Annotated in this window: 18 protein-coding genes, 1 tRNA gene and 1 pseudogene; 4 read left to right on the top strand and 16 right to left on the bottom strand. The window is 61.9% G+C overall.

The annotated features are described in order from the left end of the window. Window positions 1-168: 168 nt before the first annotated feature. The 6 genes from ACOJB8_RS23035 to ACOJB8_RS23060 form a co-directional block, all read right to left on the bottom strand. Window positions 169-2,925: a TonB-dependent receptor plug domain-containing protein gene (locus tag ACOJB8_RS23035; RefSeq protein WP_475014466.1), complete on the bottom strand. Its 2,757-nt coding sequence runs from the start codon at window positions 2,923-2,925 to the stop codon at window positions 169-171. 293 nt (window positions 2,926-3,218) lie between these two features. Continuing rightward, a complete protein-coding gene (locus ACOJB8_RS23040) occupies window positions 3,219-4,424 on the bottom strand; it encodes a tetratricopeptide repeat protein (RefSeq protein WP_475014470.1) in 1,206 nt (401 codons plus the stop codon). 14 nt (window positions 4,425-4,438) lie between these two features. Then, window positions 4,439-4,870, bottom strand: coding sequence for an ExbD/TolR family protein (locus ACOJB8_RS23045; RefSeq protein WP_069261320.1), 432 nt, complete (start codon window positions 4,868-4,870; stop codon window positions 4,439-4,441). A gap of 9 nt (window positions 4,871-4,879) precedes the next feature. Next, entirely contained in the window at window positions 4,880-5,305 is a 426-nt protein-coding gene (locus tag ACOJB8_RS23050; protein WP_069261321.1) for an ExbD/TolR family protein, read from the bottom strand. 14 nt (window positions 5,306-5,319) lie between these two features. After that, complete coding sequence (locus ACOJB8_RS23055) at window positions 5,320-6,231, bottom strand: MotA/TolQ/ExbB proton channel family protein (RefSeq protein WP_069261322.1); 912 nt, start codon at window positions 6,229-6,231, stop codon at window positions 5,320-5,322. A gap of 75 nt (window positions 6,232-6,306) precedes the next feature. Continuing rightward, window positions 6,307-7,014 (bottom strand): energy transducer TonB, encoded by a 708-nt coding sequence (locus ACOJB8_RS23060; protein ID WP_428995945.1) that lies wholly within the window; start codon window positions 7,012-7,014, stop codon window positions 6,307-6,309. 1,576 nt (window positions 7,015-8,590) lie between these two features. On the opposite strand from ACOJB8_RS23060, the gene ACOJB8_RS23065 reads away from it, so the two are divergent. Then, window positions 8,591-9,232, top strand: coding sequence for a TetR/AcrR family transcriptional regulator (locus ACOJB8_RS23065; RefSeq protein ID WP_069261324.1), 642 nt, complete (start codon window positions 8,591-8,593; stop codon window positions 9,230-9,232). 89 nt (window positions 9,233-9,321) lie between these two features. Next, the gene (locus tag ACOJB8_RS23070) at window positions 9,322-10,296 is read left to right on the top strand and encodes a DMT family transporter (RefSeq protein WP_342947006.1); all 975 of its coding nucleotides are present in this window, start codon (window positions 9,322-9,324) and stop codon (window positions 10,294-10,296) included. 240 nt (window positions 10,297-10,536) lie between these two features. Here ACOJB8_RS23070 and ACOJB8_RS23075 read toward each other — a convergent pair whose 3' ends face one another. Both ACOJB8_RS23075 and ACOJB8_RS23080 read right to left on the bottom strand, forming a co-directional pair. After that, window positions 10,537-11,058, bottom strand: coding sequence for a DUF2867 domain-containing protein (locus ACOJB8_RS23075; RefSeq protein WP_342947005.1), 522 nt, complete (start codon window positions 11,056-11,058; stop codon window positions 10,537-10,539). 246 nt (window positions 11,059-11,304) lie between these two features. Next, on the bottom strand, window positions 11,305-11,934 hold the full coding sequence (locus tag ACOJB8_RS23080) for a TetR/AcrR family transcriptional regulator (RefSeq protein WP_342947004.1): 630 nt from the start codon (window positions 11,932-11,934) through the stop codon (window positions 11,305-11,307). A gap of 324 nt (window positions 11,935-12,258) precedes the next feature. On the opposite strand from ACOJB8_RS23080, the gene ACOJB8_RS23085 reads away from it, so the two are divergent. Next, window positions 12,259-13,389: an alpha/beta fold hydrolase gene (locus ACOJB8_RS23085; RefSeq protein WP_342947179.1), complete on the top strand. Its 1,131-nt coding sequence runs from the start codon at window positions 12,259-12,261 to the stop codon at window positions 13,387-13,389. A gap of 889 nt (window positions 13,390-14,278) precedes the next feature. On the opposite strand, the pseudogene ACOJB8_RS23090 reads toward ACOJB8_RS23085, so the two are convergent. The 3 genes and pseudogenes from ACOJB8_RS23090 to rpoD form a co-directional block, all read right to left on the bottom strand. Further along, window positions 14,279-14,428 (bottom strand): annotated as a pseudogene (locus ACOJB8_RS23090) (integrase); the annotation flags it as partial. Between the two features lie 130 nt (window positions 14,429-14,558). Continuing rightward, window positions 14,559-14,646: transfer RNA gene (locus ACOJB8_RS23095), tRNA-Ile, on the bottom strand. A 166-nt stretch (window positions 14,647-14,812) separates the two neighbouring features. Beyond that, window positions 14,813-17,068: an RNA polymerase sigma factor RpoD gene (gene rpoD, locus ACOJB8_RS23100; protein ID WP_256094438.1), complete on the bottom strand. Its 2,256-nt coding sequence runs from the start codon at window positions 17,066-17,068 to the stop codon at window positions 14,813-14,815. Between the two features lie 34 nt (window positions 17,069-17,102). Between rpoD and ACOJB8_RS23105 the strand changes: the two genes are divergently transcribed. Then, window positions 17,103-17,327: a hypothetical protein gene (locus ACOJB8_RS23105; protein ID WP_256094439.1), complete on the top strand. Its 225-nt coding sequence runs from the start codon at window positions 17,103-17,105 to the stop codon at window positions 17,325-17,327. Window positions 17,328-17,363: 36 nt separating this feature from the next. On the opposite strand, the gene dnaG is transcribed toward ACOJB8_RS23105, so the two are convergent. The 5 genes from dnaG to ACOJB8_RS23130 form a co-directional block, all read right to left on the bottom strand. Next, window positions 17,364-19,244 (bottom strand): DNA primase, encoded by a 1,881-nt coding sequence (dnaG, locus tag ACOJB8_RS23110; protein ID WP_475014483.1) that lies wholly within the window; start codon window positions 19,242-19,244, stop codon window positions 17,364-17,366. Between the two features lie 133 nt (window positions 19,245-19,377). Continuing rightward, complete coding sequence (locus ACOJB8_RS23115; protein ID WP_069261329.1) at window positions 19,378-19,824, bottom strand: GatB/YqeY domain-containing protein; 447 nt, start codon at window positions 19,822-19,824, stop codon at window positions 19,378-19,380. 225 nt (window positions 19,825-20,049) lie between these two features. Further along, complete coding sequence (gene rpsU, locus ACOJB8_RS23120) at window positions 20,050-20,262, bottom strand: 30S ribosomal protein S21 (protein WP_013434742.1); 213 nt, start codon at window positions 20,260-20,262, stop codon at window positions 20,050-20,052. 145 nt (window positions 20,263-20,407) lie between these two features. Continuing rightward, complete coding sequence (locus tag ACOJB8_RS23125; RefSeq protein ID WP_475014488.1) at window positions 20,408-21,328, bottom strand: universal stress protein; 921 nt, start codon at window positions 21,326-21,328, stop codon at window positions 20,408-20,410. A 168-nt stretch (window positions 21,329-21,496) separates the two neighbouring features. Further along, window positions 21,497-22,717: a BaiN/RdsA family NAD(P)/FAD-dependent oxidoreductase gene (locus ACOJB8_RS23130; RefSeq protein WP_475014490.1), complete on the bottom strand. Its 1,221-nt coding sequence runs from the start codon at window positions 22,715-22,717 to the stop codon at window positions 21,497-21,499. Between the last annotated feature and the right edge of the window lie 125 nt (window positions 22,718-22,842).

Below are 22,842 nucleotides of genomic sequence, written 5' to 3' on the forward strand. Positions count from 1 at the left end.
CTCATCGTCTGTCTGCATGAGGACGCACACCGGCGTCTGGCCGATGCACGGTTCGTCTGTCCGACGTGGCAGGGGTTTGCCGCCGTCGCTCGCCACTACAGGAAACATTCGAGGCCGGCGGCCTTGGCCGCCGGCCTCATCGACTACTCACTCCGTTGCACCGATCGCTCAGAACTTGTACGTCGCTCCGATCTGCGCGAAACGGCCGATATAGTTGTACAGCGACGTGTCGTAGCCCGTCTGGTCGAGCGCGCTGCTGGCAAAGATCGGATCGAACGGAGGCGTGCGGTTGAAGATGTTGTTGATGCCGCCGTAAATCGTCCAGTGCTTGATGCCCGTGTAGGTGACCATCAGGTTGAACTGGCTATACGAACCTACCTTGTCGGCAACCGGCGTGGGCGCAGCCACCGAAAGCGTCTGCGCGTACGGTCCCGTGTACATCCACGTGAGCGCCGCATTCCAGCCGTGATAGGCCCAGTCGAGCGTCGTATTGCCCTTCCAGCGCGGGAAGCTGCCGCCGAACGGCTGCGTGATCGTGAAGTTGTTGCCCGCACCGTTGATGGGACCCGTGGACTGCCCGAGCGTGAAGTCCTTCACGTACGCCCAGTCGGCCGTCAGCGTGAACGTGCCCGCCTTCGTCGGCAACGCCTGGCGGAAGGTGCCTTCGAAGCCGTTCGTGTCGAGGTAGCCGAGGTTCTCGTACGGGAACACTTCATAAACCACCTGGCCTTGCGCATTCGTCACGACCTGCGACGGCGAAGCCGCCTCGCCGATGACGTGATCGACGCGGATCTTGTACCAGTCGAAGCCGAAATCGGTCGTGCGCGTGGGCGAAGTCTGGAAGCCGAGGTTGATGTTGCGCGTGCGTTCAGGCTGCAGGTTCGGATTGCCCTCGGTGATCGTGGTGACCGTGCCGGTGGCCGACTGCTGGATACCGAGCGTCTGCGAAGTGCTGTTTTCGACGAATGTCGGCGCGCGGAAGCCGCGGTTATAGGAGCCGTACATCGTCAGCTCCTTGACGGGCTGATAGCGCAGGGCGAAGCGCGGCGAGAACGCGCCCCCGAAGTCGCTGTAGTGGTCGTAGCGGCCCGACTGACTGAACGTCAGGTTGTGGACGATGGGCACGTCGACCTGGTAGTACACCGCCGCGACATTGCGCTGGCCGTTGACGGTCTGCAGCATCGGGTTCGCCACGAGGCCCTGGGAAAACTCCGCGCCCGGGTTGATGACTTCGCTCTGGTGCAGGAACTGGGCGCCGAAGCCGACACCGATATCGCCCGTTGGCAGATGGTACAGATTCGGCGTGGCGAGCGTTGCGTCAACCGTATCGAGCTTCGATATGCCCTGGTTGTTCGCATCCATGTACAGGCCGTTCAGGCCGTTCGGCGTCGACGACGGATTGGCAAAGTTGAATGTGCCGTTCTGGTAGATGTTATTGAGCGTCGCAGCGTTGAGCTGATTCGTGTAGGTGTTCGAAACGTTGCTCTGCGAGTGGCTATAAGCAGTCGACCAGTCCCAGTCCCCATACTTCGGCACCGAGAACGAACCGCGAATGCCCGTGGACGCACGCCAGAAGTTCGCGTACGTCTCTTCTGCCACGGTACGCGGGAACGAATAGGTGAGCGGCGTGTCCACGCCATACGGGTTGTACGGGTTGCTTGCGGGAACGACGTTGTTGAACGGCGTCAGACCGACGCCCGGAGTATAGGTGAGTGTCGGGGTTTGGGGGCTGCCGACGATGTTGTTCCAGAGACCGTCGTTCGTGGTCGTCTGGGTGTAGCTTTCCCACAGATCGGCAAAGGCGGTGGTCGTGTCGTCGACCTTGAAGTCGGCGTGGACCTTTGCGCTCGCGCGCGTCGTCTCCGGCGCGATCGACATGCCGTTGGCGGTGTTGAACGCGCACACCGTGCCGCCAAGCCCAGCAGCCGCGCCCAGGAAATTGCTGCCGGCAGGATGGACGGAGCCGCCGTATGGGCACCCGCTTAACGCCTGTGCGGTGTTGGGCCCCGTTTGCCAATAGGACGGCGCGAGCAGCGAGAGGCCGCCCGGCTTGTTCGTGAAGTCCTGCGCCGACGTGGAATCGCGGTCGGCCAGCGTCGAGCCCGCCGAGTGATAGACGCTCGCCGATGCGGTGACGTTGAAGCGGTCCGCATTGAGGTCGCCGAAGCCCGCCAGAACGCCGAACTTCGTCGTGCCGTTGCCGCCACCGTCGCTCACCGAACTGCCGTAGCTGCCGTCGAGTTGAAGGCCGCGGAAATCGTGCTTCGTGATGATGTTGACCACGCCCGCAATGGCGTCCGAGCCGTACTGCGACACAGCGCCGGTTTTCACGATCTCGATGCGATCGATGGCGTTGAGCGGGATGGTATTGAGGTCGAAGAAATTGTCGGTGCTGTTCGAATAGAAGGCGAACGGCGCAACGCGCTGGCCGTCGACGAGCACGAGGGTGTACTTCTCGCTCAAGCCGCGCAGCGCGATACCCGCCGCGCCGGCCGCGAAGTTGCCCGCCTGGCCTTCGCTCCAGCTATTGGCCGAGTTGGCCGAAACCGAGCGCAGATAGTCGGCCACGGTCGTCGCGCCGCTATTCTGAATGTCCTTCGTGGTGATCGTTTGCACCTGCTGGAAGCCCGTCTTGTCCGATTGCCGGATCAGCGAACCGGTCACTTCGAACTTCTTCAGCTGCTTGACGGTGGCTTTGTCACCAGTCGTGGCGGCTGCGCCGCCCGTGCTGTCGGCACCCGTCTGCGCGCTCGCGCCCGACTGCTGCGCGGACGCTGGCGCGGTTGCATTATCCGCCGCGATCGCCGCGCCGCCGTTGGTCACGGGCTGGCTCTGCGCGAACGCCGGTATCGCAAACGCCGCTGAAAACGCCAATTCCGCCCAGATTATTCTTCGAATGGCAACAGCCAATGCTCTTTGTTTCACAGTTTCCCCCTTCTCTCTCGTCGGTCACGTCTACTTCGTTATGCGAAGCAAGGTCTCGTGAACCCCCGCATTAGATTTGACGACGCTGTCGCATCGCGCCACTTTTTACCTGGATTCGCCCTCCCCAGGGCTCTTCCATTTACAGCCGACCACTTGCCCCCAAAACCTCGTGCTGCTTCACTTCTGTCACATCCACCCCTGCCGAGCCAAACCGGGCCACGCCACCCCTTCTTTCTTACGTATACCTAATTAACTACCGAACTTTGATGCGTTGTTGCGGTTCGCTCAACCACTCACGGCTTCGATGCCACCAGCACCCAGAGCTGCGCCAGATCGGCGCTGCCATCGTTTCCCCGTACTGCATTGAAAGCCTGGATGGCTCGCGCTTTCTGCCCCGAGGCAAAATAAGCCTCGCCGAGGCGCAGTCGCGCTAGATCCTGGTGATCAAGGCCGCCCTTCACAATGAGCGATTCCATGGTCGCGAGACCCTGCTTCGCCTGCCCCGCATACACCTGATTGAATGCCGCATCGAACGGTGCGACGGGATTGGCCGGGTCGGGCGCAGCATTGGCGCGCTTTGCCGCTAGTGCCTGCAGGCGACGTTCGCGATCGGCTCCAGCATCGTGACCCAGCACGCCAGACGCGAAGCCCTGATCGATGATCTGCTTGCCTTCGGCCGCAGACCCGGCAACGATCGCCAGTTGCGTCATCTCCATGTAGTCATCGGCGCTGGAAAGCGAGCCCGTCGCGCGGCGCAGGCGATACGTGTCCAGATCCAGTGCGCCGAGATAGCCGGGCTTGCTGCGAATCGCGTGCAGCAGGTCGTCCCAATATGACTGCTTTGGGTGATAAGCCACGAGCTTTTCGAGCGCACTGCGATAAGCTTCCTGGTCGTTCGCATGCTGAGCGCAGGTACCGAGCAACTGCAGTTGCGCCTCCTCCGGCGTATGACCGCCGCGCACCTGGGCTTCGACGCTCGCATTCAGCAGACGCGTCGCGCTGGCGTAGTCGCCGGAGAGGTAGTACGACTCGACCAGCAGCGTGGCCATCTGGGGATCGCCGCCGCCAGCCTTCTGGTAGCGCTGCGCGACCTTGATCGCCTGGGCATAGTTCTTCTGCTGGAAGTAGATGCCCGCAAGCGCCGCCGTCGTGCGCTGGGCGTCCTCGCCCTTGAGCTGCCCGCTCGCGAGCAGCGATTCATACGCCTGCGCGGCAACGCCGTTCTGGCCCGCCGCCATGGCGGCGGCGCCGCGCATCTCCTCGACCATGTACGTTTCGTACGGCGTCTTGTTCGATACGGCCGCGGCCTGCGCGATCTTGTTGAGAGCGTCCTCGTAGTGGTGCGCGCGGTACAGGTTCTGCGCATCGTTCAGCGGCTTCGCCACGTCGGGACGTAGCGTGTCCGCCGCCCGCGCCGCTGTCGGCACCATGGCCAGCGTCGACAATGCGCTCACCGCGAGCGCAAGCGCCGTCCTCTTGAATCGATAAGAAATGCTCATCGCTTTCGAATGCCTCACTGCATGTACTGTTCGTTGCCGATCAAGCCGATCTTCGTTGCGCCTTCGCGCTGGGCCGCGGCCATCACTTCGGCCACGTCCTTGTATGGCGCGAGCCGGTTCGGACGCAAATGAATTTCTGCCTGTTCCGGTTCGGCCGCGACCTGCGCGAACCTGCGCTCCAGCGTCTCCTGATCGGGCACCGGTGTGCCGTTCCAGGTCATGGCGCCGTCGAAGTCGATGTCGATTTGCACCACCTCCGGCTGCACGGCCGGCGGCGGCGGATTGCCGACCGGCAAGTTCATCTTCACCGCGTGCATCTGGATCGGAATGGTGATAATCAGCATGATCAGCAACACCAGCATCACGTCGATCAGCGGTGTCGTGTTGATGTCCACCATCACTTCGGGTTCGCTTGCTCCACCGCCCGACGATACGTTCATGCCCATAACCGCTCCTTAACCGCCGCGCGCCGGCGGCTCCGTAATGAATGACACCTTGGCGATTCCCGCCCGCTCGCACGACGTGATCACGCGCCCGATGGCCTCATAGCGCGTCGCCTGGTCGCCGCGGATATGCACTTCCGGCTGCGGCGTCTGCACGGACACTGTCTTCAGCCGTGCCAGCAGCGTCGGCGCATCGACGTGCTGCTCGTACCAGAAGAAGTCGCCATCGCGATTGACCGCGATCTCGACGCTCTTCGGCTGCGTCTGCAGCGGCGTCACCGTCTGCTTCGGTAGCTGGAGCTGCACTGTATGCGTCACCACGGGAATCGTGATCAGAAAGATGATCAGCAATACCAGCATCACATCGACGAGCGGCGTCGTGTTAATGGACGAGATGACCTCGTCGTCATCGCCCTCGCCTCCAACGCTCATGGCCATGGCGTACTCCTCGCTCAGTCGGCCATGACGGCGGCGCGCGGCGCGGAGCGCGCGACGCGCTTGCCGCCAGCCAGCAGAACCGTATGCAGTTGCGCGCCGAAGCCGCGGACACGCTCCATCACAGCCTTGTTGCGTCGCACGAGGAAGTTGTAGCCGAGCACCGCCGGCACGGCCACGCCCAGACCGATAGCGGTCATGATGAGCGCCTCACCGACCGGACCCGCGACCTTGTCGATCGAAGCTTGACCTGCAATACCGATGGCCGTCAGCGCGTGATAGATGCCCCACACCGTACCGAACAGGCCGACGAACGGCGCGGTCGAGCCCACTGTGCCGAGGAATGCCAGGCCGTCCTGCAGGCGATTCGACACGCTGGTGATGGCGCGCTCGACCGAAACGTCGATCCACGTGTTTCGATCGACGGCCTCGAGCAGCGCTTCGTCGTGATGCTCGCCGGCCTCGATCGCGGTTTCCGCGATGAACCGGAACGGCGACGACTCCTCGAGCTGCTTTGCGCCTTCTGCTAGCGACGGCGCGCTCCAGAGCTGCTCGTCAGCGCTCTTCGCACGACGGTTTGCGCGGAACTGCTCGAAGAACTTGGTGATCATGATGTACCAGCTGCCCATCGACATCACCACGAGCAGCAACAGGACGAAGCGCGCGACGAAATCGCCGTTCTTCCAGAGCGCGCCGAGACCGTATGGGTTCGTGACCGTCTCCGAGGTGGCCGGTGCGGGGGGCGGCGCCGGCTGGTCCGCGCTCGCGGCGGGTGACGGTGCGGCGACGGCTGCGGTGGCGGGCGCCGACGCGACTGCCGCAGGGACGCTAGCCTGCGCGTTGGCAAGCTGCGGCGCGACAAAGGTATCGACCGTGGCTACCGCGATCAACATGCTTGCCGCGAGTGCGGCGTAGGAACGCTTTTTCATGCCTGCTCCAATTCATCCGTTGAACATCTAAAAATCCGGGTAATGAGTCGCCACCCGATACATGCAGCCCGAGCGTCAGTTGAGACTGAACGAGAACGGAACCTGCACGCGTACCGGCTGGCCTTGCGAAATGCAGTTGAACTTCTTGACTGCGTTGAATGCAGCGGCATCCAGACTGTCGTCATTGGCCGACTGCGCCACTCGCTCATTCGTAACATGACCTTGCGGATCCACCACGAATTCGATGAGCACGTCGCCGGTCACACCGTTGTCCTGTGCCTCTTTCGGATAGCGGATCGACGAACGGATCTCATCCGAGTTTGGGCACACGACGCCCACTTCGTGGCTCACCGGCTTCTGCACCGGTGCAGGCGGCGCGGGTGGTGCAGGCGGTGCGGTGACAGGCGCGCTGACCACGGGCGCAGCCTGATGCACGATCGACTGCTGCGGTGGCGCCTGCACCGGCACTTCGGGAGGCGGCACGAAAGGCGGCGGCGGCGGCGCGAACTTCGGCGGCGGCAGCTGCACGGTAGGCAGCGGGGGCGGCGGCGGCGGTGCTACGGGCTGGATGATCTTCGTTTCAATCGGATGCTGAATCACCTGCACGACCTTGTTTGCAAGACCATTGACCAACGCGTAGATGAGCACAATGTGCAATACGACTACCGCGCCAATTCCGCCGTAGCGGCGCACAGGGTTCTGCTGCCTACGCCCGAATTCGCGTGGGCGGCCTGGTCCGCCCGAGCGCACGCCTTCGGCTGGCGCTCCCATTTGCACTTTCATCACCACCTTCGCTCCCTCGGCGCAGTACGCCCCAATCCTGCCGCAGAAAACCCTCGTCACGCCATGACCACAAGTCGCGCGTGACAGAAACCGACTTGATGCGAAATTACATTCGCACTACGAATTAGCCAATGCAGCCCACGCGGCAATTTCCTGGCCGCTCATGAACCCGCAATGCTTCTTGTGCTTATCGACAATCGATAGTTGTACTAACCCAATACATTTCGCTTCGGCACCAACGCGGCCGACTATCCGTCATTTGCCCTCCGCCTGGACGCCATCAGGGGTCTCGGACCGCCAGATCTATGTGTCAGTTTTGTTGAAGCGAATCGAAGATAGCAAAAAAAAATGCCAGTGAGAAAACTTTTTTTGATGGAGCAATATCATGTTTAAGTATTTGCTCTCTAATTGCGAATTCCGGCACCAACGTGGTTCAAGCGCTTTCTGTCGATCATCGCAATGGTGCAAATATCCATTAATTACAAAATCATTATTTAATCATTTCACGTTTACAGCGTTAATTCAGGCGGCTCTGATCGCGGCACATGCGAGCGTTTCGTGAGAGTGTGCCGATGTTGTCGCTCGCAATTTCCGTTAGCGGCGTCCACGGGAGCGCACGAGATCGTGGGGAGTCGACCGCAACGACTACACTGGAGTTCTTGAGCCGCTGGGGAGAGACGGTCATGGAACTGCATTGGAAAATCTATCTGGAGCGGCAAGGAACGGGAGAAAGGGTCACTGTTGGCGCTGTGCGACGACCGGTTGAAGGCGCGACGATTGCGGATTTCGGCTTATCCCTGGCGGAAGGCCGTCGACTTCCGAGGGCCCTGCAACAGCTCGCTGCACAAGATCAGATCCGCGCTTTAGTCCCGAGAGTGATTTCCTGCTTGTGCACACCCGAGCCGTTGGACGACAACGATGGCTCCACCGACGTTGAGCGATGCCGACGCGCTACTTGCATTCGAGGTCGAAAACCGGGCCTACTTCGAGCAATGGATTAACGCTCGCCCTTGCGACTACTACAGCGCTTCCGCGGTTCGCGAAGCGATAAGAGCAGCAACTAGCGATAGAGACGGAGATCGAGCCTATCAGTACCTCGTTTGGCTCGACGATACGATCGTCGGTAGAGTCAATCTTGTCAGCGTAACTCGCCCATCCATGGCGAGTGGCATCACCTCCTCTATTTCGAATGCCATCTCGACGAGCCGGAAGCGCCGCCTGCAACAGGTCCAGCGAACGTTGCATTGACTTCCAAATCGAACTAGTCGTTTTGGGAGGGGTGGTAAGCAAAAGCACCCATTTCGCCGCAGCTGAATGGCTCTCGCGCGAGGACGCGACAATCCTCTCTACGTTTCTATAGGACCGCTCCGGGTCGACTATGCCTGTTGCATCAGGCGCGTCCCAGACGACTGGTGCACTCGGTCGTTCAATTCCGGCATCAGTATCCCTCTCTTATTTCCGATTGCGGCGATCAAGGTTTCATCCAGAAAACTGAATATCCTCAATCGCCCAGCGAGCGTTTTGGAATAGAGTCTGCAGGTTGATTTTGAGAACGATTGGTTCTAATATCTACTCCATGACTACCTTCGACAGTTCCCGAACTCGCGCTCGCTCCCGTCCCGGACGTTCTGCGGAACGCGGCCGACCGCGGGAATTCGATGTCGACCAGGCGATCGACGCCGCTGCCCGAATATTTTGGGCGCATGGTTATCACGCGACGCCTGTCGAGGCGCTGTGCGACGCTACAGGCGTGTTCCGCGGCAGTCTTTACCGGACCTTCGGCGACAAGCACGGTTTGCTTGTCGCGGCGTTCGATCGCTATGCGGAAGGTGCAGTCGCGCGGCTGAAGGAGCGGCTGGCCGCCGACATGCCGCCGGCTGACGCGTTGCGCGCGGCGCTGCTGCATTACACGTTGGTCAGCGCGAATCTGCTCGATCGGCACGGCTGCTTGATCACCAATGCGGCGATCGAGTTGCTACCGGACGACCAGGACATGCGTTCCCACATCGAATCGACGCTGCACCGCATCGCGACGCAGTTCAGTCTTGCGATCGCGCGCGGCCAGCAGGCTGGCCAATTCGATAAACGCTTGGACGCAGAGGAGGTTGGTCGGTTTCTGCTCTGCATCGTTCAGGGGATGCGAGTGCTCGGCAAGACCGACTTGGACAAATCCGCGCTCACGTCGATTGTGGACATGACGATGCGAGCGCTGGTCTGAGATGAACGTTTCCATCGGCACGAGTCGGTGATTGTTGGGATGTCGGTGGCCGCTGGCATTTTTTTAACCCATTTTGAGAACGATCAGTCATGAAATCAATCTCAGCTTCATCTGCATCTTCGATACGTTACTGGAAGGGCGTTGCACTGTGCCTGGTGGGTACGGTGCTGATGGGCGCGATGTTTCCCATAATGACTGACGCGTTGACACACGTCGATCCATTCACGTTTACGTCCCTGCGCTATCTGATAGCCGGGGTCGCTTTCGCTATGCTGCTACGGTATCGCGAAGGTGCTGGCGCGTTTGCCGCCCACGGCCACTCGCTCGGGACTGCGTGGTTGCTCGGCTCTGTCGGCTTTTGCGGCTTCGGCTCGTTCGTTTTTCTCGGGCAGCAACTTGCCGGGCCGGACGGCGCGCTCGATGCGTCGATCATGATGGCAACGCAACCGATGATGGGCTTGCTTCTTAGCTCGTGGCTACGACGCAGCGCACCACCAGTGCTCTCGCTTCTGTTCGTCGCGGCATCGTTCTCAGGCGTGTCGCTGGTGATTACGAACGGCGATTTGCTGGCCGCCATTCACGGACCCCAGCACTACGCTGCCAGCGGGCTGATCGTGATCGGAGCGTTTTGTTGGGTGGTATACACGTTCGGCTCGGCGCGGTTCGCACGCTGGTCAGCACTGAAGTACACAACGATGACGACCTGGCTAGGTCTTACCACGATCGTTACCGTCAACGCGATCTTGATTGCACTGCACGCGGTGCCCGCGCCGACGTTGTCGATGCTGCGTTCCATTGCGCCGCATCTGCTCTACATGGGGCCTGTCGCTGGGTTCGGCGCGATCTTGTTCTGGGTCTCCGGAAACCGGATCCTGGGTCCGATGAACGGCGTGCTGTTCATGGACGTCGTACCGATTACCGCATTCGTCGTGTCCGCGCTGACCGGAGTAGTGCCGATGTCGGCCCAGATCGGGGGCGCAACATTGACTGCCGTCGCGCTAATCATGAACAACGTTTATTTGCGTCACCGCTCGTTGAGGATGACGGCGTCGGCTGCAGCATGAGCGAATACTCCACGATGCACATGGCGACGGCAGAACGGATCAATGGCGTATTTATCTGGTACTGCGTCTGGAACAGCCTCGGCGGCCCTGTCGGGCATGAGTGGCTGCAAGTGAAGGTGCGATAGCGTGACTGAACAGGTCAAAATGGATAGCTACGCCTGGTCCTGACCGCTCTCAGGAGCCCGCCACTTTGAGATCTGGTCATCTACGGCCCGCTGGAAGGGCGTTGGTGAATCGCCGCTAGCGGCCGGGCCATCCGATCCGCTGTGCCCGGTCGAGCGAGGCTCGCACGACGAGGCGGTGGAAAGGAGCGATAAGGCCGAGATAGGCCCGACCCAGCAAACGATTGTAGAAGACAAGCGTAGTGACTATCAGCCGCTGGGGCCGGCCCTCAGATGCAGGCTGCACGAGCACCGACACACGGAAATCAAGATGCATGTCGTTCTCGCCCAGAATGATCTCGTCTTTGTGCCGTTCGAACACGCGGAAAATACTAAGCCGGTCTCCCTTCGCGATTTTCAGATCGACCGTTCTTTTAAGTCCGAATGGCCATACGGCAATGTCGCGAACTCCCTGCAGCGTCGCGATCCACTCGGGTTGCTTGGCAAAGATGTGTCGAGCGAGAGACTCTGCGTCGTTGCAGGCAGTCCCTGGCAAGTCCACCGAAAATGCGTCGGCAAAATCAGCCTTGCCGTACGACCGGCTCAGCCGTGAGGTCGCCGGGAGGCCGACCTGTTCGGCCTTCTTCGAATTCGTCTGCATGGCCATTCTCCAGGCGTTCAAACTGCCCCAGTTGCCGCTGCACGTCCCAAGCGAACACAGTCGAGAGAATTGGCACGGCATATGCCTGCTTAAGCCGAAGCCAAACCGGTTGTGCGGTCCGGCAATGGACAATGCCAAGACGTTCCTGCGGTGGCTGCTCGTCTGCGAACGGACATTGGCGAAAGACCGACGGTCTTCACAGGATGCTCGGTGCCGATTTCGTCCGACCGAGAACACTGGACCGGATCACCCCTCCGGCCCAGCCCACCTTTGGGCACTGACCTCTGCCAGCGCCTCGAATATAGCCGGCGTGCGTTCAAGGCGGGCGATCGTCCGCGCGCCTTCGAGGGCTGCAACCAATGCGGCTGCCGTAGCGGACGCGCTCTCGGGAGCGAAGCCGCATCCCCTGAAATGCTCCGCAATAAGCCCAGTCGACTCAGCAAATCCGCGCGCTACCCGTTTGGTTAGCTCAGCGTCGAGCGCGGGCAGCTCATTCGCCAGATTTTGCATTAGACATCCGTACTGGAAATCAGAGGCGACCATTTCGGCCGCAAAGGTCCTGAAAATCTGATGAACAAAATTCAGGGCATCACCCGTCGTATTCGCCGAGATGTCCCGTAATACAGCAATTCGATTCGCAACGTACTCATCGATTGCTTCTTCCGCGAGTTGTGCCTTGCCGCGTGGAAAGTGAAAGTAGAACGATCCTTTAGGCGCACCGCTTTCTTCAAGGAGCTGGGTCAATCCCGTCGCAGTGTAGCCCTGGATGCGAAACAGTCGTTGGGCCGTGGCAATCGCACGGGCGCGGGCGTCAGTCTTACGTGGCATGCCGAGAACATAGCACGTTTCGCTTGCTGATTCTATGGTGATTGCCATACTATGGCGATCACCATACCAGGAGTTGCCGATGCCTCCCGACCCAATCGCAAATCAAGAAGGCTCGTTCAATCATGCGCCGCCTGCCCAGATTGCGGCGGCGCGCTCGCTGGAACTGAACCCAGCGCTTGCATGCGGACGGGGCGTTCCGTCATGAGTCATCCACGTGGCTTTATGCCTTCCCGACGAGCTGTCCTGGCAATGGGCGCGGTCAGCCTGGCGGCCTCTTTAATTCGACCCGCCCGCGCAAACCCCATTGGAGGAATTGACTTGTCCACATCGACATATGCCGAGGGAACGCTCCCGAAGACGGTCCGCTCGCGCATGATCCACGGGGTAAATGGCCTCGATGTCCATATTCTCGAGGCCGGTTACGACAAACCCGGCCGGCCGCTCGCACTGCTTCTGCACGGTTTTCCTGATCTGGCTTACGGCTGGCGACACCTGATTCCAATTCTGGCTGACGCCGGCTACCACGTCGTAGCGCCTGACCAGCGGGGCTTTGGCCGCACCACCGGTTGGGTGAACGAGTACGACGCCCAGCTAGCGCCCTTCAGCCTTCTGAATATGACGCGCGACGCCCTCGGACTGGTTTTGGCATTGGGATATCGGCGTACGGCAATGCTTGTCGGGCACGACCTCGGCTCGCCCGTGGCGGCCTATTGTGCGCTAGCCAGACCTGATGTTTTTCCCTCGGTGGCGCTGATGAGCGCACCGTTCCCCGGCCCGCCGGCTCTTCCGTTCGACATTGCGGAAAGCGAGGTATCGCCGGTTCAACCGAACACGGCCAATCAAAAGTTAGCAGCCGCGCTGGCGGCACTCGACCCGCCGAGAGAGCATTACCAGCAATACCTGAGTTCACGAGAGGCGAACCATGACATGTGGCACCCCCCTCAGGGCTTACACGCGTTTCTTCGAGCATTTTTCTACGTCAAAAGCGCCGACTGGCCGGGAAACAAGCCGCATCCGTTGAAGGCGCTAACCGCCACAGAACTTGCACAGTTGCCCACCTATTACGTCATGGATCTCGGCAAGACGATGCCCGAGACCGTCGCTCCATTCCAACCTTCCTCCGCCGATGTCATGGCCTGCAAATGGCTCACCGAGCCGGAACTTGGGGTGTACACGGAGGAGTATGGCCGCACGGGATTTCAAGGCGCCCTGCAGGCCTATCGCGTCTTCTCCGACCCTGACCTGAACGCTGAGTTGCGCCTGTTCTCGGGCAAGACGATCGATGTCCCGTCGGTTTTCATTGGCGGGAAGAGCGATTGGGGCACCTATTCAGCGCCTGGCGCGCTCGATCTCATGAGGACGAAGGCGGCGACGAGAATGGGGGGCATCGAGTTGATCGACGGCGCCGGTCACTGGATCCAACAGGAGCAGCCGGTTCGGCTCAGCGAGCTCCTCCTTGCCTTCATCAAGGAAGTGGTCGAGCCAGGTCACATCAGCGATTAGGTTGGGGAATGGCTACCGCCTGGGCCCTTTGCGCACCGCGGTCGCGGGTCGCCCATTTGCTTGCCGACAGTCGGTCGGCGAACTGCCGCAGCCGAGAACGGCAGTTCGCCATCAACCTATAGATCGTTGACGGTCAATGAGATCGTCATTGCAACAGCCCGTCGCGAGCGTCTGCTCTAATTGGAAGGTTGATCAAAAACGCGGACAATCGCTTTGCTGCCTAGTCGGCACGCGCGCCGCCCGCTGGGCCTGAAAACACCTGTCTTCCCTCTATGCCGCTACCGCTGATTTTTCTCCCCGCGATGCCGTGCGACGGGCGTATGTACGCCGAACAGGTCCACGGACTAAAGGATCTTGTATCAGCGTCTGTTTGCGTACTCACGCAATCGACTTTTGCCGAAAGTGCGGAGAGCCTTTTGGCTTCCACAAAAGGCCCATTCATCCTAGCTGGCACAGCCTATGGTGGGTGCCTTGCAATGGAGGTGCTGGCACGGTGTCCAGATCGTGTCCACGGAATCTGGCTAATGAACTGCCAACCAGGCGTTCACCCGAATCCGGATGTGGCTCGTGCAACAAGCCAGAGAATTCGTTCCGGCGAACATGAGCGCGTAATCGCGGAGTTCGCCGAGCATGCGATTCCTTCTCAGGACGTTGTTTCGAGGGCTGCGTTCGTTCAGATGGCCCGCGACACGGGGGCCGAAGTATTCGCACGCCAGTAGCCCTCGGCTGAATTCCAACTTGCTCAGGCAGCCGGGCGTCGCCCAGCGTGCTTCGGTAGGTCATCGGCCAAATGAATCCACGGCACCGCTTCTCTCTCCGCGCTGCGTGAGCGGTTGAAGTTTTCTCGAAGAAATCGAAGCGGAATCGATCTATGTGGTAAGTATTCCTATTAAAACCGTGTGTGCTCTTTTGGGGTCGTCCTTGCGCCACGTTCCAATTTATCGAGATGATCGGCCCAAGCCTGCATCATTTTCCGACGTGCGGGCAGGTATTCAGCAAAGTTGTAAGCGCTCCGAACCTCGTCGCGTTCACCGTGTGACCCCCACCAACCAGCGGAAGTCAACGGACCAAGCCAGCAAACAGCGGAACAGCCGACGGCCTGAGAAGCCCACCCAGTAAGGGTTTCGGCTACTCCATCGGAATATGTTGGAGTTCTATGGAATAGCGAATGGTGGGCCGGGTGGGATTCGAACCCACGATGTCCTTTCGGAGGCGGATTATGAGTCCGCTGCCTGCAACCAACACGGCGTCCGGCCCACGAAGCTACGAAGCGTAGCGACAAACGAAACAACGATGACGTGTCAACAAAAAAGCCCGGTCTACCCAAAGGCCGGGCTTTTCGACGACAGGCCGACATACTACACGAAAGCGGGTCGGCCTGGCCATCTTGCACATGACTTCTGTGCATTAAAACCAACCAATCTCAATTCCCTTCAAGGAACGACTTGAGCTTGTCCGAACGGCTCGGGTGGCGCAGCTTGCGCAGCGCCTTCGCTTCGATCTGGCGAATGCGCTCGCGCGTCACGTCGAACTGCTTGCCCACTTCTTCGAGCGTGTGATCGGTGCTCATTTCGATGCCGAAGCGCATGCGCAGCACCTTCGCCTCGCGCGGCGTAAGCGAGTCGAGCACGTCCTTCACCACATCGCGCATCGAGGCATGCAGCGCGGCGTCGGCAGGCGCCACCGTGTTGTTGTCCTCGATGAAGTCGCCCAGATGCGAATCGTCGTCGTCGCCGATCGGCGTTTCCATGGAGATCGGCTCCTTCGCGATCTTCATGATCTTGCGGATCTTGTCCTCCGGCATTTCCATCTTCTCGGCGAGCGTTGCCGGATCCGGCTCGAGACCGGTTTCCTGCAGGATCTGCCGCGAAATGCGGTTCATCTTGTTGATCGTTTCGATCATGTGAACCGGAATGCGGATCGTGCGCGCCTGGTCCGCGATTGAGCGCGTGATGGCCTGACGGATCCACCACGTCGCGTAGGTCGAGAACTTGTAGCCGCGCCGATATTCGAACTTGTCCACCGCCTTCATCAGGCCGATGTTGCCTTCCTGGATCAGGTCGAGGAACTGCAGGCCACGGTTCGTGTACTTCTTCGCAATCGAGATCACGAGACGCAGGTTCGCCTCGGTCATCTCGCGCTTCGCCTGGCGCGCCTTGAGTTCGCCGGCCGCCATCTGGCGGTTGGTTTCCTTCAGGTCCTTGAGCGGCAGCACCACGCGCGCCTGCAGATCGAGCAGGCGCTGCTGCTGTTCGCGGATGGCCGGAATGTTGCGCGAAAGGATGCCGCTATACGCATGGCTCTCGCCGACGATCTTCTCCGACCACTCGAGGTCGGTTTCATTGCCCGGGAAACGCGCGATGAACTCCGAGCGCGGCATGCCGCACTTGTCCACGACCGTGTGAAGAATCTGGCGTTCGACCTGGCGCACTTCGTCCACCTGCGCACGCAGCGTGTCGCACAGACGCTCGACGGTACGCGCCGTGAAGCGGATCGACATCAGCTCGTTCTGGATGGTTTCCTGCGCCTTGAGGTAGGACTTCGACTTGTAGCCTTCCTTCTCGAACGCGCGACGCATCTTGTCGAACCATTCGCTGATGAGCGCGAACTTTTCGAGCGAGGCACGCTTGAGGGCTTCGAGCTGCGCCGCGTTGGCCGTCGCCTGCGCCGCGCCGTCGTCCTCTTCCTCCTCCTCTTCTTCTTCCTCTTCGGCTTCTTCCTCTTCGTCCTCGTTTTCGATCTCTTCCGCTTCCTTCGCGTTGAAGCCGTCGGTGTCTTCGGCGTTCGGATCGATCAGGCCGTCGACGAGCTCGTCCACGCGAATCTCGTCGTTCGCCACGCGCTCGGCCATGGCGAGGATGTCGGCAATGGTGGTCGGGCAGGCGGAGATCGCCATGACCATGTGCTTGAGGCCGTCTTCAATGCGCTTGGCGATCTCGATTTCGCCCTCGCGCGTGAGGAGTTCGACCGTGCCCATTTCGCGCATGTACATACGCACCGGATCGGTCGTGCGGCCAAATTCGGAGTCGACGGTGGAAAGCGCGACTTCCGCTTCCTCTTCCACTTCGTCGTCCGAAGAAGCGTTGGGCGCGTTGTCGTTGAGCAGCAGCGTTTCGGCGTCGGGGGCCTGCTCGTAGACGGCCACGCCCATGTCGTTGAACGTGCTGATGATGCCTTCGATCGCCTCGGTTTCCGTGAAGTTGTCCGGGAGGTGATCGTTGATTTCCGCATAGGTGAGGAAGCCGCGTTCCTTGCCGAGCTTGATGAGCGCACGCAGCTTCGTGCGGCGCTCCTCGAGCTCCTCGACGGTGCCGGGCTGCGACGACGCGAACGCGTCTTTCAGCAGCGCCTTCTCCTTCGCTCGCCGGTCGCGCGCACGGGTGGTCTTTTCGACCTTGCCCGCGGCGGGGGTGCTGTCTTCGCTCTGGTTTGCGTCGTCATCGACGGGTACTTCATTCAGCTTTTTCGTCATGGAGTTCGCCGTACCGGCTAGTGTCTCGACTCGCGGCTGCTGGACAACAGCCTCTTGAACCGTGGATGCTTGAGCCTCGCGCTCTGCCGCATCGTCCTCGACGGCAGGCACTTCCCTTGCACTTCTCGAACCGGACCGCTTCGTTGCCGGCTGCGTAGCGGCTTTCGCCGCACGGACAGGCGCTGCTCGCGCAGCCGAAACAGTCATCGACCTCTTCCGGGTAGCCGGTTCAGAACGGTTGGTGGACCCACTGCCCGACGACCGGGCGGAAGAACTGGCAACTGTGGCCGTTGTGACCTTGCTGGTCGGCTCCGTCGAGCCCTTGCCTGTTGCCTTTTTTCCGCCTGTAGTCTTTGCCATTGCCATTCCGCCCCTTGCTGGAAAACTGGACATTCACGGATTACCCCAACCCATTATGCCCACCCGGAAAAAACAAAAACAAACCGCTGAAAACCTGTTATTTTAGCACGCAGGGCAATAATCCCCCTGCGCGGTCCTTCCCCTACAAACCGAGCTGACGTTTCATGTCAGCCCGCGTCTGATTCAGTGACATCAATTCGGCAAGTTCCTCAGGCGTATGTCGCGACTGCCGCGAAAGCGCGTCCAGGCGATCGCAACAGGCGTCGTACCGCATTTTCAGGATTGCCGCCGTCAATTCTTCGCTCACGAGCCGCTCCTGCTCGCGGCGCTCCTCCACTGCAGCGCCATCTTCCGGATTTTTCATCAGCAAATCCCGAACGTTTTCATCATAGTCCAGAATTTCGCGAAAAATCTCCTCGAAGGTTGGAGCATTGGCCCCATTTCTCAGCAGGTCCGAAAGGAGCTGAAATTCCGCCGACTCGCCCAGCGCCCGCGCGTGAGTGGTTACTTCCTCGAACAGCTCGCCGTGGCGCGTCAGTCCGATCAACGCCTTTTCGGCCTCTTCCTCCAGTTGCAGCACGATGCGCGGGTGCATCACGAGGTTGCGCAGCGCCTTGCGCTCGATCCCGGTCACGAGGTGCCGGTCCTTGCGTGCGGGCGCCTGGCGCGCCGCCTGGGCAATGCGCGCGTCGACTTCGCACAGCGCCGCCACTTCTTCGAACGGCACGTCGAGGCGGTCCGCGAACATGTGCATGATCTGCGCCCGCAGGGCGTTCGCCGGCAGCTGCTGCAGCAGCGGCTTCGCGTCGAACAGCGCCCGGGCGCGCCCTTCCGGCTGGTCCAGTTCCTTGTCCGCCAGCACCTCGTTGAGCATGAACTGGGACAGCGGCATGGCCCGCTCGACCTGCTCCGAGAACGCCTCGGTGCCGAATTCGCGTACGTAGCTGTCCGGGTCGTGCTCCTGGGGCAGGAACAAGAAGCGGATCGTGCGATTGTCGGCCGCGTGCGGCAGGCAAGCGTCGAGCGCACGGCGCGCCGCGCGGCGGCCCGCCGAGTCGCCGTCGAAGCTGAAAATCACCGTGTCGGTCTGACGCATGAGCTTCTGCACGTGGATCGGCGTGCACGCGGTGCCAAGCGTCGCCACGGCATTCTGGAAACCCAGCTGAGCGAGCGCGACGACATCCATATACCCCTCGACCACCAGAACGTAGCGCTGTTCCCGGATCGCGAGGCGGCCCTCGAACAACCCGTACAGTTCGCTGCCCTTGTTAAATAGCGGCGTTTCCGGGGAATTCAAATATTTGGGCTCGCCGCCATCCAGCACACGGCCACCAAAGCCGATGACCTGACCCTTCACGTTGCGGATCGGGAACATCACGCGGTCGCGGAAACGGTCGTAGCGGCGCGACTGGCCTTGCGCGTCCTGCTTTTCGCTGACGATGACGAGACCCGCCTCGACCAGCGCATCGTCGCGATAGTTGGTAAACGCAGATTCGAGGTTCTGCCATCCATCGGGCGCGTAGCCGAGGCCGAAGCGCGCGGCGATTTCGCCGGTGAGGCCGCGCTTCTTGAGGTACTGGATGGCGTTGGTCGCGCTGCGCAGCTGCTTGCGGTAGTAGTCACAGGCAGTCTGCATGACGTCGGAAAGCGCGGTGGTGACGGCCTTCGAGGCTGCCGGAGCATAGCCGCCCGCCGCGCCAGCCCCACCGCCGCCGCCACGCATGGGCGAAGGCTCTTGCGGCACGGTCAGGCCGACCGACTGGGCGAGTTGCTCGACGGCTTCAGGGAACGTCAGTCCCGCGTGCTCCATGAGGAAGCCGATGGCGGTGCCGTGCGCGCCACAGCCGAAGCAGTGATAAAACTGCTTGGTTGGACTAACCGTGAACGAAGGGCTCTTCTCGTTGTGGAACGGACACAAGCCCATGAAGTTCGCGCCGCCCTTCTTGAGCTGCACGTAGCGACCCACCACGTCGACGATATCGACGCGGTTCAGCAGGTCTTGCAGGAACGAATGCGGAATCATCGAAGCGAGCGCGCTTGGGCAGCCGGGGCTCGCGCGGCCCTATACGTGACATACGCGCGGCATACGCGTGACGTACGGGCCTCGCGGCGTCCGCCCTTGGGCCGGGCCGGCGCCGCGTGCGAGCCGGTTGCGCTTACTTCGAGAGCGCGGCTTTGACGAGCCCGGAAACGGCCGTCATGTCGGCGCGCCCGGCCAGCTTCGGCTTGAGCACACCCATCACCTTGCCCATGTCCTGCGGGCCGGCTGCGCCCACCTGGGCGACGGCGGCCTGCACTTCGGCGGCGATCTCGGCGTCCGAGAGCTGCGCGGGCATGTAGGCGGTCAGGACGACCAGCTCGGCGGCTTCCTTCTCGACGAGATCGGTGCGGCCCGCGGCCTCGAACTGGCTGATCGAGTCCTTGCGCTGCTTGATCATCTTGTCGATGACGGCCGTGATGCCCGCGTCGTCGAGCGTCACGCGATCGTCGACTTCACGTTGCTTGATAGCGGCGAGCAGCAGACGAATCGTGGCGAGGCGCTCGCTTTCGCGCGCGCGCATCGCGGTTTTCATGTCGTCGTTGATCTGGTCTTTGAGACTCATCACTCACCTGAAATACGTTGGGGTTGCTGGAATGCAAAAACCCGCCTGGAAACGCTTCCAGGCGGGTTGGCGCAAATTCGACATGGTTGCGACCACACCAGAGGACAGCGGCGGCCGCGTTGCGCGATGAAACCAGAGACCGCGGACCGGCTGTCCACGTCGCCGTGACATTGATGCGAGGCCCACGCTGGAACTGCGCGGGCACGCGTCACGGCTACGCCGGAATCAGTACAGCTTCTTCGGCAACATCTGGCTGCGCAGACGCTTGAAGTGGCGCTTCACCGCCGCCGCCTTCTTGCGCTTGCGTTCAGCCGTAGGCTTCTCGTAGAACTCGCGCGCGCGAAGCTCGGTCAAGAGACCGTTCTTCTCGATCGTGCGCTTGAAGCGGCGCATGGCAACTTCAAAGGGTTCGTTTTCTTTTACGCGGATGGTCGTCATTTTCCAATAACGGATCGGGGGTAAAGAAAATTGAGTATAGCAGTTCCGGGTTGGGGCATCGCGTGCCGGTTCGGGGGGAAACCCCAATTCCGGCAGCCGCCCCGATCGCCCCCGGAGCCTTCCCCGGCGGGGCTGCGCAGCATCATCAGGCAGCGCCCGGCCCGACCAGCAGCAACGGCACATGCGTGATCTCGATGGCGCGCTGGGCGACGCTGCCGAGCAGCCAGCGCGCGACGCCACGCCGGCCCTGCGTGCCGAGCGCGACGAGTTCGGCCTGCCAATCCTGCGCGTCGCGCAAAACGGTGTGGGCGATGTCATCGCGCATGCGCCCGGTGGCGACCAGCGCCGTTTCATAAGCACGTCCTGACACGTCGAGCTGCGTGTGTGCGCTGGCCAGCGCCTTGCGCCCGAGGTCGGCAAGCGCATCTTCCAGCACCGAGCCCGGCACCGGGTCGCCGGCCACGCTGCTGCGGTCCACGACATAAACCGCGCGCAAGGTGGTTTGCGGTTCGGCCAGCCGCAGCGCCGCGTCGATCGCCTGCGCCGAGGCCGGACTGCCGTCCGTCGCCAGCAGGATGCGGGCGAGTGGGGCGTGACCGTTCGCTTCCTCGTACTCCACGGGCACGACCAGCAGCGGACAGGGCGCGCAAACCGCGAGCGCGCCCGAAACCGAACCGTCGACCCAGCGCTTCACGCGCCCCTGGTGCCGCGTGCCGACCACCAGCATGTCGGTCTCCCAGTCACGCGCCGCGTCGGCGAGCGCAGGCACGACAGTGCCTGCTTCGCCGGAAAGACCGACCACCTGCCCTTCGACCAGCGCGACCTGGCCGTTGAACGCCGACATCGCGTGCTCGAGCGTACGCTCGGCGGCGTGGAGAGAATCGTCGCGCGCCGCGTTGAGCGCGCCCGTCATCCACGCATCGCCCGCGCTGTACGCGCCGCCCGCGTTCCACGCGCCCGGCTGTTCGGCTGCGCAGACGATACGCACCTGGGCGTCGCGCGGCACCACGCGCGACGCGAAACGCAGTGCCTGCGTCGATGCCTTCGAATCGTCCACGGCAATCATGATTCGCCGCAGTGGCCCGCGCATTTGCCCGCTGTGATGCTGTTCCTCTCGATTCACGTTTCGTACCTTTTCCTCGTGGTCAGGCATTCAAGCGTGAACCTCGGGCGCCCAGCCAACAATGACAGGGGTCAACCGCGAGAGATTCGGCAGTGCGTATCGGTCAGGAAATCAGCCCGCGCCCAGTGAATATTCGGCGGCAGCCTCGCCGGCCGCGACGCCCGAGGCCCACGCCCACTGGAAGTTGTAGCCGCCAAGCCAGCCCGTCACGTCCACGGCTTCGCCTATGAAATAGAGGCCAGGCACGCGCTGGCTCATCATCGTCGCCGAGGAAAGCTCGCGTGTGTCCACGCCGCCGCGCGTGACTTCGGCCTTCTTGTAGCCTTCGGTGCCCGTGGGAGTAAGCGTCCACTGGGCCAGCCCGTCGCCGATCTTGCGCAGCGTTTTATCGGGCAGATCGGCAATACGCGCGTCGGCCTTCACCTGATGCGCCTCCAGCCATACATGCGCGAGGCGTGCCGGCACCCACTCGGCGAGCAGGTTGCCGATCTGACGTTTCGTCGCGCCCTTGGCGTCGATCAGCGCCGCCGCCGGATCGTGCTCGGGCAGCAGGTTCACGCGGATCGGCTGGCCGGGCTGCCAGAAGCTCGAAATCTGCAGGACGCCGGGGCCGGAAAGGCCGCGATGCGTGAAGAGCAGGTCTTCGTCGAACGCGCCGCCGGTCTTGCGCTCGCCGGTCGCCACGTGGACTTCGAGCGATACGCCCGCGAGCGGCACATAGGGCGCCCACTCGTCCTGCGCGAACGTGAGCGGCACGAGCGCCGGGCGCGTGTCGACGAGCTTGTGGCCGAACTGCTTCGCGACGCGATAGGCGAAGTCGGTTGCGCCGATCTTCGGGATCGACAGGCCGCCCGTCGCGATCACGAGCGCTTTCGCCCGAATCTCGCCCTGCGGCGTGCCGAGCGTGAAGCCGGCGCCGTCGGCGTGGCTCACCGCTTCGACGGGCAGCGGCCGGCGCCACGTCACGTGGCCCGCGTCGCACTCGGCGCGCAGGACGTCGATGATCGCGTCGCTCGACTGGTCGCAAAAAAGCTGGCCCTTGTGCTTTTCGTGCCAGGTCACGCGATGCTGGCGCAGCAGCGCGAGGAAGTCGCGCGGCGTGTAACGCGCCAGCGCCGAACGGCAGAAATGCGGGTTGTGCGAGAGATAGTTGGCCGGGCTCGCGTGCAGGTTCGTGAAGTTGCAGCGCCCCCCGCCCGAGATGCGGATTTTTTCCGCGAGGCGCGGCGCGTGGTCGATCAGCGCCACGCGGCGGCCCTGCTGGCCCGCCACCGCCGCGCACATCATGCCGGCCGCCCCTGCGCCGATCACGGCGATGTCGAAAGATTCCATGGCGCGCATTCTACCTGCGCGGCGGCGGGGCTTGTCCGGGAGGGACACCGCTTGCCGCGCTCAACCGGCTTCGACGCGCGCTGCTATACTTTTATGTTCTGTTAATTCTTGATTTAGCGGCGGTT

This window comes from Paraburkholderia sp. BR10141, from assembly GCF_056155635.1.

Coding starts and splice junctions, on each gene's coding strand:
- ACOJB8_RS23130 (WP_475014490.1), bottom strand. CDS start 22,717: ATGGAATCTTTCGACATCGCCGTGATCGGCGCAGGGGCGGCCGGCATG.
- ACOJB8_RS23070 (WP_342947006.1), top strand. CDS start 9,322: ATGAAATCAATCTCAGCTTCATCTGCATCTTCGATACGTTACTGGAAG.
- ACOJB8_RS23050 (WP_069261321.1), bottom strand. CDS start 5,305: ATGGCCATGAGCGTTGGAGGCGAGGGCGATGACGACGAGGTCATCTCG.
- ACOJB8_RS23040 (WP_475014470.1), bottom strand. CDS start 4,424: ATGAGCATTTCTTATCGATTCAAGAGGACGGCGCTTGCGCTCGCGGTG.
- ACOJB8_RS23045 (WP_069261320.1), bottom strand. CDS start 4,870: ATGGGCATGAACGTATCGTCGGGCGGTGGAGCAAGCGAACCCGAAGTG.
- ACOJB8_RS23055 (WP_069261322.1), bottom strand. CDS start 6,231: ATGAAAAAGCGTTCCTACGCCGCACTCGCGGCAAGCATGTTGATCGCG.
- ACOJB8_RS23085 (WP_342947179.1), top strand. CDS start 12,259: ATGATCCACGGGGTAAATGGCCTCGATGTCCATATTCTCGAGGCCGGT.
- ACOJB8_RS23115 (WP_069261329.1), bottom strand. CDS start 19,824: ATGAGTCTCAAAGACCAGATCAACGACGACATGAAAACCGCGATGCGC.
- ACOJB8_RS23075 (WP_342947005.1), bottom strand. CDS start 11,058: ATGCAGACGAATTCGAAGAAGGCCGAACAGGTCGGCCTCCCGGCGACC.
- ACOJB8_RS23080 (WP_342947004.1), bottom strand. CDS start 11,934: ATGGCAATCACCATAGAATCAGCAAGCGAAACGTGCTATGTTCTCGGC.
- dnaG (WP_475014483.1), bottom strand. CDS start 19,244: ATGATTCCGCATTCGTTCCTGCAAGACCTGCTGAACCGCGTCGATATC.
- rpsU (WP_013434742.1), bottom strand. CDS start 20,262: ATGACGACCATCCGCGTAAAAGAAAACGAACCCTTTGAAGTTGCCATG.
- ACOJB8_RS23125 (WP_475014488.1), bottom strand. CDS start 21,328: ATGATTGCCGTGGACGATTCGAAGGCATCGACGCAGGCACTGCGTTTC.
- rpoD (WP_256094438.1), bottom strand. CDS start 17,068: ATGACTGTTTCGGCTGCGCGAGCAGCGCCTGTCCGTGCGGCGAAAGCC.
- ACOJB8_RS23065 (WP_069261324.1), top strand. CDS start 8,591: ATGACTACCTTCGACAGTTCCCGAACTCGCGCTCGCTCCCGTCCCGGA.
- ACOJB8_RS23060 (WP_428995945.1), bottom strand. CDS start 7,014: ATGAAAGTGCAAATGGGAGCGCCAGCCGAAGGCGTGCGCTCGGGCGGA.